The organism is Micromonospora sp. C28ISP2-4 (assembly GCF_030519385.1).
Lineage (GTDB): Bacteria > Actinomycetota > Actinomycetes > Mycobacteriales > Micromonosporaceae > Micromonospora > Micromonospora tulbaghiae.
In genome coordinates, this window is record NZ_JAUMKG010000004.1 from 327,279 (window position 1) to 339,253 (window position 11,975).

An 11,975-nucleotide genomic window follows, 5' to 3' on the forward strand; every position below is an offset into this window, starting at 1 on the left:
CTGCTTCACTGGTCCGCCCGCTCGGCCGTCCGGCGCGTCGCGGCTCGGTCGTCTGGTTCCGCTGCTCAGCGGGGCCAGGCGGCCATCCGGCGGCGTACCTCGGCGATGCGCGGCGCGTCCAGGCCGTACCGGGTGAACCGCCGGTCGGCCAGCCCGTCGAGGTAGCGGCCCGCCGCGCGCACGTCCTCGTCGTCCAGCGCCGGGTCGACCTGCCGGGCCAGTTCCAGCAGCTCCGCGACCGTGTACCGGTCCAGCGCGGCGGACACGTCGATGTAGTCGCGTACCTCCCGCCGGTTCACCAGCGCGGCGGTCTTGTTGGCGATCAGGTCCCGGACGTCCATGACCGGGCCGAGGTCCATCACCACCGGGCTGCGGTGCCGGTCCAGGCGGGCCAGGCTGAGCCGGATCTGCCGGCCGTCCCGGCTCACCACGAAGTCGCGCAGGTCCCGGTCGAAGCCGTCGAACACCTCACCCAGCCCACCCGGGTCCACCTCGGCCACCCGGTAACCGGCCCGTTCCAGCGCCGCGCGTACCCCGTCGGCCGCCGCCGCGGCGGCGCCCTCCACGTCGGCGAAGAGGTCGACGTCCTCGGTGGGGCGGGTGACCAGGCCGTGCGCCGCCCACGCGACGCCGCCGCCGAGCACGAAGCGGTGCGGGCCGGCCGCGGCCAGCGCCACCCGGGCCACCTGCCGGTAGAAGTCGTGCGGGTGGGTCACGCCGGGCGCAGGCTCCGGTGCCGGCCCTCCCAGGCCAGGCGTACGCCCCGGGGCAGGTTGAGCAGCGGCCACAGCCGGCGCAGCGTGCCCGCGTGGATCAGCTCGCGCAGATCCTCCACCCGGGTCGTCTCACGCAGCACGTTCTCGTACATCCAGAGCAACTCGTCCGGGTCGCCCAGGTCGAACGCGCGTTCGCTGCTCCACATCAGGTGCACCGGCAGCTCGACGATGCCGGTCGTCGGACCGGTCAGCTCGTCCAGGGTGCGCGCCACCACAGCGGGTCGCCCGGGGCGGGCGAGGTACGCGTGCGCGGTGACCGACATGGCATCAGGGTAACCCCAACCCGGCCCCTTTCCCCCCGTCCGTCCCGCACAGACGCCGTCACCGCACCCTCCCCGCCCCACCTGAGTGCCCGCCCGCCCCACCCGCAGCCGGCCCGCGCCCGCAGGCCACCGACGCTCACCCGCCGGCCCCCCTCGCCCCGTCGATCATGAAGTTGGACCGGACAAAACGGTCGGCACGTGCCGCTAACCTCATGATCGCCCGTCGCGATGCTCGCCTTGTTCACCTCGCGGGGCACTCCGCCGGAGATCTTGGAAGTTTTTGGCCCTTATGGGGGCCGTTTCCTTCCAAGGTCGCCCGTGGTGGTTGATGCGCAGGGGCGTGGTGGGCTTCTCCGGGGTGCCCGGCTGACGTCCGCCATGTGCTGGTTCTCTGGCCGCCGCCCGATGGAGATCTTGGTACGTTTCCGCCCTTCTGGGGGCGGCGGCGTACCAAGATCTCGCACTGTTCCGTCTGGGCGGCCCGGCCGTGCAGGTTCACCGCCCGGATCCCCCAGCCCGGGTAGGTGGGGGTCCGCCTCTCGCCGGGTCGCTGTCGGCCGCGCCGGGGCGCCGCGTCGATCATGAGGTTGGCGGTGACGAACCGGACACGAAGTGCCGTCAACCTCATGATCGACGCCGCCGGACGCCGGACGCGGCGCTGGGTACTGAGGGCTGGGCGGCGGGTGCCGGGCGCTGAGGGCTGGCCGGCGGGCGCCGGTGGGCGGGGCCCTGAGCGGCGGGCGCCGGGGCGCTGGGCGGCGGGTAGCCGGGGCGCTGGGCGGCGGGTGCTGGCGGCGGGCGCCGAGCGGGTGATGGGCGCTGGGCGGTCGGTGGTGGATGCGAGGGCTGGGCGGCGCTGTCCGGTTTCGGGGTGGTCGGGGACACCCGGCCGGCGGAATCCGGGACGGCGGCGGGGCGTTATACCTGGTGAACGACCACACCAGCACCCCCGCAGCACCCCGCACCCCGTGAGGCGGGCGGCGGCGTCCCGGGAATGACGCCGGGCCGGCGGTCGTTGAACATGTCTCCGGCGCGAGCAGCCAGCCCCGCAAAAGCCCCCCGGGCACCCCCGTGCGGAGTCGCGTGAGCAGCGCGCCGGACCCCCAAGACTTCCTTGAGCGCCTGACGGTGCTCGCACCCGCACCGAACCCCCTCGGCGCGGGCGTCGACCCCCGAACGGAGCCCCCATCATGAACAGCATCCTGCGCAAGAGCATCCTCGGCATCGCCGGCCTGACCGTCGCCGGTGGCCTCGCCGCCGGCCCCCTCAACCACGACACCACCACCCCGGTGCGGGACACGGCCGTCACCACCCAGACCGGCAAGCTCGACACCACCACCCTCATCCCGCACGGCGTGCAGGGCACCCAGTCCCACATCGACCTCGACGACGAGCAGACCACCAACGTCAAGGCCATCATCGCCGCCACCAAGAAGGCCGGCATGGACGAACGCGCCGCCGTCGTGTCCATCGCCACCGCCCTGCAGGAGTCGAAGCTGGAGAACCTCGGCCACCTCGGCGACCGCAACGACCACGACTCCCAGGGCCTGTTCCAGCAGCGCCCCTCCAGCGGCTGGGGCACCGTCGAGCAGATCACCGACCCCGAATACTCCACCACCGCGTTCCTCACCGGCCTCAAGCAGGTCGACGGCTGGCGCGACATGCCCCTGACCGACGCCGCCCAGACCGTCCAGGTCTCCGCCTACCCCGACCACTACGCCCAGTGGGAACAGCAGGCCGCCGACCTCGTCGCCCAGCACTGGAACAGCTGACCCGGCGGTGACCGGGGTCACGACGAACGAGCGGAAGAACCGTGACCCCGGTACCGTTGTGCAGAGCGTCGGTGTGTCCAGTGTCCCCGGGCCTCACCTAAATTGCCTTCGCGGAATACCGTTCGGCTGGAGCCGCGTTGCGCCACTCGCCGAGAGGCGACATGCACACCGACGCCCAGAACCGCCCCGGCCATCAGGCCGGGGCGGTTCTGTCTGCGGGCTCGAGTCGCACGCCCCGGGCGGCTGGCCTAGGGTTACGGGCAGAGGTGAGCCGTTCTCGACGCGGAGGGGGTGCCCGGGTGGGTCTGAAGACCTTCATCCAGGGGTGGCCGGTCTACCGGCAACTCACCGGCACCGACCCGCTCGGTCGCGGCGCCGCCGCCCAGTCGGCGCGGTCCGCCGAGTTGGCCCCGCGCACCGAGACCGCCGACGGCATGGCCCGCTCGGTCTGCCCGTACTGCGCGGTCGGCTGCGGGCAGCGCGTCTATCACAAGGACGGCCGGGTCACCCAGATCGAGGGCGACCCGGACAGCCCGATCTCGCGGGGCCGGCTCTGCCCGAAGGGCTCTGCCAGCAAGAGCCTGGTGACCAGCCCGCTGCGCCAGACCAAGGTCCGCTACCGCCGGCCGTACGCGACCGAGTGGGAGGACCTGGACCTCGACGTCGCGCTCGACATGATCGCCGACCGGATCCTCGCCGCCCGCGCGGAGACCTGGGAGGACGTCGACGACGAGGGCCGCCCGCTGAACCGGACGCTCGGCATCTCCAGCCTCGGCGGCGCGACGCTTGACAACGAGGAGAACTACCTCATCAAGAAGCTGTTCACGGCGATGGGGGCACTCCAGATCGAGAACCAGGCCCGTATTTGACACTCCGCCACCGTCCCCGGTCTGGGGACCAGCTTCGGTCGCGGCGGCGCCACGGACTTCCAGCAGGACCTCGCCAACGCTGACGTCATCGTCATCCAGGGCTCGAACATGGCCGAGGCCCACCCGGTGGGCTTCCAGTGGGTGATGGAGGCGAAGAAGCGCGGGGCGAAGGTCTTCCACGTCGACCCGCGGTTCACGCGCACCAGCGCGCTCGCCGACACGTACCTGCCGATCCGGGCGGGCACCGACATCGCGCTGCTCGGCGGCGTGGTGCGCTACATCCTGGAGAACGAGCTCGACTTCCGGGAGTACGTGCTGGCGTACACCAACGCGGCCAACATCGTCAGCGAGCAGTTCGCCGACACCGAGGACCTCGACGGCCTGTTCTCCGGCTACAACCCGGACACCGGCTCGTACGACCACGCGAGCTGGCAGTACGAGGGCCAGGAGGACAACGCGAAGGTCCGGGGCACCGGCAAGGAACGCGACTCGGCCTCCGGGCTGGAGCACGAGTCGCACGGCGAGCCGGTGCCGGCGCAGGCGCCCCGGGACGAGACGTTGCAGCACCCGCGCTGCGTCTACCAGATCCTGAAGCGCCATTTCGCCCGCTACACGCCGGAGATGGTGGCCCGCGTCTGCGGGATCCCGGAGGAGAAGTTCCTCGAACTGGCGCGCGCCTGGACGGAGAACTCGGGCCGGGAGCGCACCGGTGCGCTCGTCTACTCGGTCGGCTGGACGCAGCACAGCGTCGGCGTGCAGTACATCCGCACCGGCTCGATCATCCAGACGCTGCTGGGCAACATGGGCCGGCCGGGCGGTGGCATCCTGGCGCTGCGCGGGCACGCCAGCATCCAGGGCTCCACCGACATCCCGACGCTGTTCAACCTGCTGCCCGGCTACCTGCCGATGCCGCACCACGCCGACCACCCGACCTTCGACGAGTGGGTGGACAGCATCCGGCACCCGGGCCAGAAGGGATTCTGGGGCAACTCGCGGGCCTTCGCGGCGAGCCTGCTCAAGGCGTACTGGGGTGACGCGGCGACGCCGGAGAACGACTTCTGCTACGGGTACATGCCCCGGATGACCGGCGACCACGGCACGTACCAGCAGGTCCTGAACATGATCGACGGCAGGGTGAAGGGCTACTTCCTGCTCGGCCAGAACCCGGCGGTCGGCTCGGCGCACGGCCGGGCCCAGCGCCTGGGCATGGCCAACCTGGACTGGCTCGTCGTCCGGGACCTGTTCATGATCGAGAGCGCCACGTTCTGGAAGAACGGTCCGGAGATCGCCACCGGCGAGATCGTGCCGGAGGAGTGCCGTACCGAGGTGTTCTTTCTGCCGGCGGCCTCGCACGTGGAGAAGGAGGGCACGTTCACCCAGACCCAGCGGGTTCTGCAGTGGCGGGAGAAGGCCGTCGACCCGCCGGGCGACGCCCGCTCCGAGCTGTGGTTCTTCTACCACCTCGGCCGGGTGCTGCGGGAGAAGCTGGCCGGCTCCACCGAGCGCCGCGACCGGGCGCTGCTGGACCTGGCCTGGGACTACCCGACGCACGGTCCGCACGCCGAGCCGAGCGCCGAGGCGGTGCTCAAGGAGATCAACGGGTACGAGGTGGCAACCGGCCGCCCGCTCGACGCCTTCGGCGAGGCCCGCGACGACGGCTCCACCGCGATCGGATGCTGGATCTACTCCGGCGTCTACGCCGACGGGGTGAACCAGGCGGCCCGCCGCCGGTCCCGGCACGAGCAGGACTGGGTGGCCGCCGAGTGGGGCTGGGCGTGGCCGGCGAACCGGCGCACGCTCTACAACCGCGCCTCCGCCGACCCGGACGGCCGTCCGTGGAGCGAGCGCAAGAAGTACGTCTGGTGGGATCCGGACGCCGGCGAGTGGACCGGGTACGACGTGCCGGACTTCGAGAAGACGAAGCCGCCGTCGTACCGGCCGCCCGAGGGCGCCTCCGGGCCGGCCGCGCTCGCCGGTGACGACCCGTTCGTCATGCAGGGCGACGGCAAGGCGTGGCTGTACGCGCCGAGCGGCGTCCTCGACGGCCCGCTGCCGACGCACTACGAGCCGGCCGAGTCGCCGATGCGCAACCCGCTCTACGGTCAGCAGGCCAACCCGACCCGCAAGATCTACGAGCACCCGATCAACCGGATGAACCCGAGTCCGCCGGAGCCGCACAGCCAGGTCTTCCCGTACGTGTTCACGGTCAGCCGCCTCACCGAGCACCACACCGCCGGCGGGATGAGCCGTACCGTGCCGCGCCTGGCCGAGCTGCAACCGGAGATGTTCGTCGAGGTGTCCCCGGAGCTGGCCGGCGAGATCGGGCTGGCGCACCTGGGCTGGGCGCACCTGATCAGCGGCCGGGCGGTGATCGAGGCGCGGGTGCTGGTCACCGATCGGCTCACCCCGCTGCGGGTGGACGGCCGGATCATCCACCAGGTCTGGCTGCCGTACCACTTCGGCAGCGAGGGTCTGGTCACCGGCGACTCGGCGAACGACCTGTTCGGCATCACGCTCGACCCGAACGTCCTCATCCAGGAGAGCAAGGTCGGCACCTGTGACATCCGGCCCGGGCGGCGGCCCACCGGCCCGTCGCTGCTCGACCTGGTCGGCGAATACCAGCGGCGGGCCGGGATGACGGCGGACCGCAAGGTCCCGATGGTGACCACCGACGCGGCCGGCGGGGACGACGCCGCCGGCAGCACCGACGAGCAGTCGCCCGCCGCGCACCAGGACGGGGAACCGCATGCCTGACGCCAACAGCCTGTACGGCCCGCTGGACCCGGCCCCGGACGCGGGCTGGGTCGCCGCGCCGCCCCGGATGGGCTTCTTCACCGACACCAGCGTCTGCATCGGCTGCAAGGCGTGCGAGGTGGCCTGCAAGGAGTGGAACGGCGTCCCCGACTCCGGGTTCGACCTGCTCGGCATGTCGTACGACAACACCGGCGCGCTGACCGCGAACTCGTGGCGGCACGTCGCGTTCATCGAGCAGCCCCGCCCGGCCGGGCACCGCACGCCGCCGTTCGCCGGTGACCCGACCGGCCCGGCCACCAGCCCCGGGTCCGCAGCGGCAGGCGCGGTCACTGCCGCCGACACCGGTACGAACCCCGGCCTGCCGACGGGGCAGCCGGAGGCGGCGGCGCGGATGGCCGCCGGTCCGGAGTTCCTCGGGATGCCCGGCACCCAGCCGCCCGGGCGGTCCACCGGCGTGGAGTCCCGTACCGACTTCCGCTGGCTGATGATGTCCGACGTGTGCAAGCACTGCACGCACGCGGCCTGCCTGGACGTGTGCCCGACTGGTTCGCTGTTCCGCACCGAGTTCGGCACGGTGGTGGTGCAGGAGGACATCTGCAACGGGTGCGGCTACTGCATCTCCGCCTGCCCGTACGGCGTGATCGACCAGCGCAAGGGCGACGGCCGGGCGTGGAAGTGCACGCTCTGCTACGACCGGATCGGCGCGGGCATGACGCCCGCCTGCGCGCAGGCGTGCCCGACCGAGTCGATCCAGTACGGTCCGCTCGACGAGCTGCGGGAACGGGCCGCCCGGCGGGTCACCGCGCTGCACGAGCACGGGGTGCCCGAGGCGCGGCTGTACGGCCACGACCCGACCGACGGTGTCGGCGGCGACGGCGCGTTCTTCCTGCTGCTGGACGAACCGGAGGTGTACGGGCTGCCGCCGGACCCGGTGGTCACCACCCGGGACCTGCCGAAGATGTGGAAGCGGGCCGGGTTCGCCGCCCTGGCCATGGCGGCGGCTGCCGTGGCCGCGTTCGTCGGAGGATCGTCGTGAGCCCGGACCGCCCGGTCGGTGACCTGTTCCGCCGCTTCCGTGAGCGCCTGTCCGCCGAACGCCCCGACGCCATCGGCCCGCACCCCGTCGGCCCGCACGCCGCCGGGCCGCACGGCGGCGTCGATCGGCTGAGCAGCGGCAGCGCCGCGGAACACGGCAACGGCAGCCGGGCCACCGCGGCCGGTCCCGGCGTGGGCCGCACCGACGCGGGCTCCCGCGACGCCGGCCTGGCTCCGCACCCGCCCCGCGACGCGGCACCGCGCCGGCGCCGCGGCCGGGGCGACAAGGGCGGTGGCGAGCAGCTCAACGTCCCGCCGGCCGAGTTCACCTCCTACTACGGCCGGCCCGTCCTCAAACCGCCGGTCTGGCGGTGGGACATCGCCGCGTACCTGTTCACCGGCGGTCTCGCCGCCGGCTCCTCGCTGCTGGCGGCGGGCGGGCAGCTCACCGGCCGTCCCGCGTTGCGCCGCGCCGGCCGGGTCGCCGCGCTCGCGGGCGTCGGCGCGAGCACGTACTTCCTGATCAACGACCTGGGCCGGCCGTCGCGCTTCCACCACATGCTGCGGGTGGCGAAGGTGACCTCGCCGATGTCGGTGGGCACCTGGATCCTCAGCGTGTTCGGCCCGGCCGCCGGAGTCGCGGCGGTCGCCGAGGCGGCCCCGCTGCTGCCCGAGCGCGGCGTGCTGGGGCTCGGCCGCCGGCTGCTGCCCCCGGCCGGGCACGCGGCCGGTGTGGTGGCCGCCGTCGCCGCGCCGGCGCTGGCCACGTACACCGGGGTGCTGCTGGCGGACACGGCGGTGCCGTCGTGGCACGAGGCGTACCCGGAACTGCCGGCCATCTTCGCGGGCAGCGCCCTGGCCAGCGGCGCCGGTGTCGGGCTGGCGGCCGCGCCCTGCGCGCAGGCCGGCCCGGCGCGTCGCCTCGCGGTGGCGGGCGCGGCGATGGAGCTGTGGGGTTCGCACCGGGTGGAGAACCGGCTCGGCCTGCTCAGTGAGCCCTACACGCAGGGCACGCCCGGGAAGCTGCTGCGCGCGGGCCGGGCGCTGACCGCCGCCGGTGTCCTCGGCGCGCTGGTCGGCCGGCGCAGCCGGGTGCTGTCCGCGCTCTCCGGCGGCGCGCTGATCGCCGCGTCGGTGTGCACCCGGTTCGGGATCTTCCACGGCGGGGTCGCCTCGGCGCGTGACCCGCGCTACACGGTCGTGCCGCAGCGCGAACGCGCCGACCGGCGGGCCGCCGACCAGGACTGACACCTCCCCGGGCGGCCTGCCGTCCGCTGTGGTTGACTGCTGCGTGGAGGCGTTCAGGCGGCTGGTGCCCCTCCCGGTCTTCAAAACCGGTGTGGTCCGGGACCCGGGCCAGGCGGGTTCGATTCCCGTCCGTCTCCGCCAAACCGTTCCCGGGAGTGCGCGATGCGTGAGGTCGACCCGCGACGGCGGGTGCCGCGCACCGACGCGCTGCTCGCCGATCCCGCGCTGGCCGCCGCCGCCGGCACGCTCGGCCGCGACCGGGTCAAGGCCGCGATCGTCAGCGCGCAGGACCGCGCCCGCCGCGGCGAGCTGACCCCCGATCAGGTACGCGACGCGGCGCTGGCCGACCTGCCCGGCCGTACGCCACGGGCGGTGCTCAACGCCACCGGTGTCGTGCTGCACACCAACCTGGGCCGTGCCCCGCTCGCACCGTCCGCCGTGGACGCGCTGGTCGCCGCCGCCGGGCACACCGACGTGGAGCTGGACCTGCGGACCGGGCGGCGGGCCCGGCGCGGCCGGGAGGCGCTGGACGCGCTCGCCGCGGCGGTGCCCGACGCCGGGGCGGTGCACGTGGTGAACAACGGCGCCGCCGCGCTGGTGCTGGCCGCGACCGCGCTTGCCGCCGGCCGGGAGATCGTGGTCAGCCGCGGTGAGCTGGTCGAGATCGGCGACGGGTTCCGCCTGCCCGACCTGCTGGAGAGCACCGGCGCGCGGCTGCGCGAGGTGGGCACCACAAACCGCACCACGCGCGCCGACTACGAAGCCGCGATCGGCGAGCAGACCGGGTTCGTGCTGAAGGTGCACCCGTCGAACTTCGTGGTCACCGGTTTCACCTCGGCGGTGCCGGTGGCCGAGCTGGCCACGCTCGGCGTGCCGGTGGTGGCCGACATCGGCTCGGGCCTGCTCGCGCCTGATCCGCTGCTGCCGGCCGAGCCGGACGCGGCCACCACGCTGCGCGCGGGCGCGCACCTGGTCACCGCCAGCGGCGACAAGCTGCTCGGCGGCCCGCAGGCCGGTCTGCTGCTCGGCGACGCCGAACTGGTGCAGCGGCTGCGCCGGCACCCGCTCGCGCGGGCGCTGCGGGTCGACAAGCTCACCCTCGCCGCGCTCGCCGCGACCCTGTACGCGCCGACCACGCCCACCCGGGACGCGCTGCACGCCGACCCGGCCCGGCTGCGGGAACGGCTGGAGCGGCTGCGCGACCGGCTCGGTGAGGACGGCTGCAAGGCCGAGGTGGTGCCCAGCGCCGCTGTGGTGGGCGGCGGCGGGGCACCCGGCGTGGAGCTGGACTCGTGGGCGCTGAGCCTGCCCGAGTGGTACGCCGAGCCGCTGCGCACCGGCGACCCGGCGGTCCTCGGCCGGGTCCTGCAGGGCCGGCTCCTGCTGGATCTGCGCGCCGTGCCGGAGGGCGCCGACGACCGGGTCCGCGCGGCCGTGTTGAGCGTGGGGGACTGACCGGCATGTGGGTGGTGGCGACCGCCGGGCACGTCGACCACGGCAAGTCCACGCTGGTGCGGGCGCTGACCGGGATGGAACCGGACCGGTGGGCGGAGGAACGCCGCCGGGGCATGACAATCGACCTCGGCTTCGCCTGGACCACGCTGCCGTCGGGCGGCACTGTCGCGTTCGTCGACGTACCGGGGCACGAGCGGTTCGTGCCGAACATGCTCGCCGGTGTCGGCCCGGTCCCGGCCGCGCTGATCGTCGTGTCCGCCGACGAGGGCTGGATGCCGCAGTCCGCCGAGCACCTGGCCGCGCTGCACGCGCTGGGTGTGTCGTACGGGCTGCTCGCCGTCACCCGCGCGGACCTGGCCGATCCCGGACCGGCGGCGGCACGCGCCCGCGCGGAGATCGCCGCGACCTCGCTGGGCGAGGTGGAGGCGGTGCCGGTCTCCGCGGTCACCGGCGCCGGGCTCCCCGAGCTGCGCGCCGCACTGGACCGGCTCACCGCCCGGCTGCCCGACCCGGCCCGGGACGCGCCGGTGCGGCTCTGGGTGGACCGGGCGTTCACCGTGCGCGGCAGCGGCACAGTGGTCACCGGCACGCTCGGCGGCGGCCGGCTGCGCGTCGGCGACGAGCTGGAGCTGGCCGCCACCGGCGAGGCGGTGCGGGTACGCGGACTGCACTCGCTCGGCGTCGCGCACCCCGCCGTCGAGGCGGTCGCCCGGGTCGCGGTGAACCTGCGCGGCCTGTCCCGGGACCGGGTGGGGCGCGGCGACGCGCTGCTCACACCCGGCCGGTTCGGGCGTACCGACCTGCTCGACGTGCGGCTGTCCGGCGATCCGGCCGCCGACCTGCCGGCCACGCTCACCCTGCACGCCGGCTCGGCGGCGGTGCCCGTCCGGGTCCGGCCGCTGGGCCCGGACACGGTGCGGCTGCGCCTGGCCCGCCCGCTGCCGCTGCTGATCGGGGACCGGGCGCTGCTGCGCGACCCCGGCCGGCACCACGTCGCGGGCGGCGTGACGGTGCTGGACGTGAACCCGCCGCCGCTGCGCCGCCGGGGTGCGGCCGCCGCCCGCGCGGCCGTGCTGGCCGGCCTGGACGGACGGCCCGACCTGGCCGGGGAGCTGCGCCGGCGACGGCTCGTCCGGGCCGGGGACCTGACCCGGATGGGCGTGCCGCCGACCACGACGCCGGTGGCCGGGCAGTGGCTGGCCGACCCGGAGCACTGGCGGGACCTGGGCCGCCGCCTCGCCGAGGAGGTGACCCGGTACGCCGGCGAGCATCCGCTCGCCGCGGGAGTGCCCGTCGACGTGCTGCGCCACCGGCTCGACCTGCCCGACCGTGCCCTGGTCACGGCGTTGCTGCGCCCGCCGCTGCGGCTGCGCGACGGCCTGGTCACCGCCGCCGGGCAGCAGACCCTGCCGGACCCGGTGGCCCGCGCGGTGGACCGGGTCCGGGACGAGTACGGCGACCGCCCCTTCCAGGCCCCCGAGGCGCACCACCTGGCCGACCTCGGGCTCGGCCCCCGCGAGATCGGCGCGGCGGTACGGGCCGGCGCGTTGCTGAGGCTCGCCGAGAACGTGGTGCTGCTGCCGGGTGCCCCGGACGACGCGGTACGCGTGCTCGCCGGGCTGCCGCAGCCGTTCACGCTCAGCGCCGCCCGGCAGGCGCTCGGCACCACCCGCCGGGTGGCGGTGCCGCTGCTGGAACTGCTGGACCGGCGCGGCGCCACCCGGCGGCTCCCGGACGACGCCCGCGAGGTGGTCCGCCCGCCCGGCTGAGCCAACCGGCGTCGCCCGGCCGTCCCGGTCACCT

The 11,975-nt window shown here is 74.5% G+C and carries 8 protein-coding genes and 1 tRNA gene; 7 read left to right on the forward strand and 2 right to left on the reverse strand.

The features are described from left to right. Positions 1-65: 65 nt before the first annotated feature. The gene (locus Q3W68_RS17700; RefSeq protein WP_145754962.1) at positions 66-716 is read right to left on the reverse strand and encodes a nucleotidyl transferase AbiEii/AbiGii toxin family protein; all 651 of its coding nucleotides are present in this window, start codon (positions 714-716) and stop codon (positions 66-68) included. After that, positions 713-1,039: a hypothetical protein gene (locus Q3W68_RS17705; RefSeq protein WP_302906487.1), complete on the reverse strand. Its 327-nt coding sequence runs from the start codon at positions 1,037-1,039 to the stop codon at positions 713-715. Before Q3W68_RS17705 ends, Q3W68_RS17700 begins: the two co-directional genes overlap by 4 nt. A gap of 1,190 nt (positions 1,040-2,229) precedes the next feature. On the opposite strand from Q3W68_RS17705, the gene Q3W68_RS17710 reads away from it, so the two are divergent. From Q3W68_RS17710 to selB, 7 genes are all read left to right on the forward strand, one after another. Beyond that, positions 2,230-2,811 carry a hypothetical protein gene (locus Q3W68_RS17710; RefSeq protein ID WP_302906488.1) on the forward strand — a complete coding sequence of 194 codons (582 nt, stop codon included), beginning with the start codon at positions 2,230-2,232 and terminating at the stop codon, positions 2,809-2,811. Between the two features lie 299 nt (positions 2,812-3,110). Next, positions 3,111-6,434 (forward strand): formate dehydrogenase, encoded by a 3,324-nt coding sequence (gene fdh / locus Q3W68_RS17715; RefSeq protein ID WP_302906489.1) that lies wholly within the window; start codon positions 3,111-3,113, stop codon positions 6,432-6,434. Further along, a complete protein-coding gene (locus Q3W68_RS17720) occupies positions 6,427-7,470 on the forward strand; it encodes a 4Fe-4S dicluster domain-containing protein (RefSeq protein ID WP_302906490.1) in 1,044 nt (347 codons plus the stop codon). The genes fdh and Q3W68_RS17720 overlap by 8 nt, the downstream gene beginning before the upstream one ends. After that, complete coding sequence (gene nrfD, locus Q3W68_RS17725) at positions 7,467-8,717, forward strand: NrfD/PsrC family molybdoenzyme membrane anchor subunit (protein WP_302906491.1); 1,251 nt, start codon at positions 7,467-7,469, stop codon at positions 8,715-8,717. The genes Q3W68_RS17720 and nrfD overlap by 4 nt, the downstream gene beginning before the upstream one ends. A 45-nt stretch (positions 8,718-8,762) precedes the next feature. After that, positions 8,763-8,858 (forward strand) — tRNA-Sec (locus Q3W68_RS17730). Positions 8,859-8,879: 21 nt separating this feature from the next. Then, positions 8,880-10,172, forward strand: coding sequence for an L-seryl-tRNA(Sec) selenium transferase (gene selA / locus Q3W68_RS17735; RefSeq protein ID WP_302906492.1), 1,293 nt, complete (start codon positions 8,880-8,882; stop codon positions 10,170-10,172). Between the two features lie 5 nt (positions 10,173-10,177). Beyond that, positions 10,178-11,941 (forward strand): selenocysteine-specific translation elongation factor, encoded by a 1,764-nt coding sequence (gene selB / locus Q3W68_RS17740; protein WP_302906493.1) that lies wholly within the window; start codon positions 10,178-10,180, stop codon positions 11,939-11,941. Positions 11,942-11,975: the final 34 nt, after the last annotated feature.

Excerpts from the sequence above, each read along its gene's own strand:
- Q3W68_RS17705 (WP_302906487.1), bottom strand. The coding sequence starts at position 1,039 with ATGTCGGTCACCGCGCACGCGTACCTCGCCCGCCCCGGGCGACCCGCT.
- Q3W68_RS17710 (WP_302906488.1), top strand. The coding sequence starts at position 2,230 with ATGAACAGCATCCTGCGCAAGAGCATCCTCGGCATCGCCGGCCTGACC.
- Q3W68_RS17720 (WP_302906490.1), top strand. The coding sequence starts at position 6,427 with ATGCCTGACGCCAACAGCCTGTACGGCCCGCTGGACCCGGCCCCGGAC.
- selA (WP_302906492.1), top strand. The coding sequence starts at position 8,880 with ATGCGTGAGGTCGACCCGCGACGGCGGGTGCCGCGCACCGACGCGCTG.
- selB (WP_302906493.1), top strand. The coding sequence starts at position 10,178 with ATGTGGGTGGTGGCGACCGCCGGGCACGTCGACCACGGCAAGTCCACG.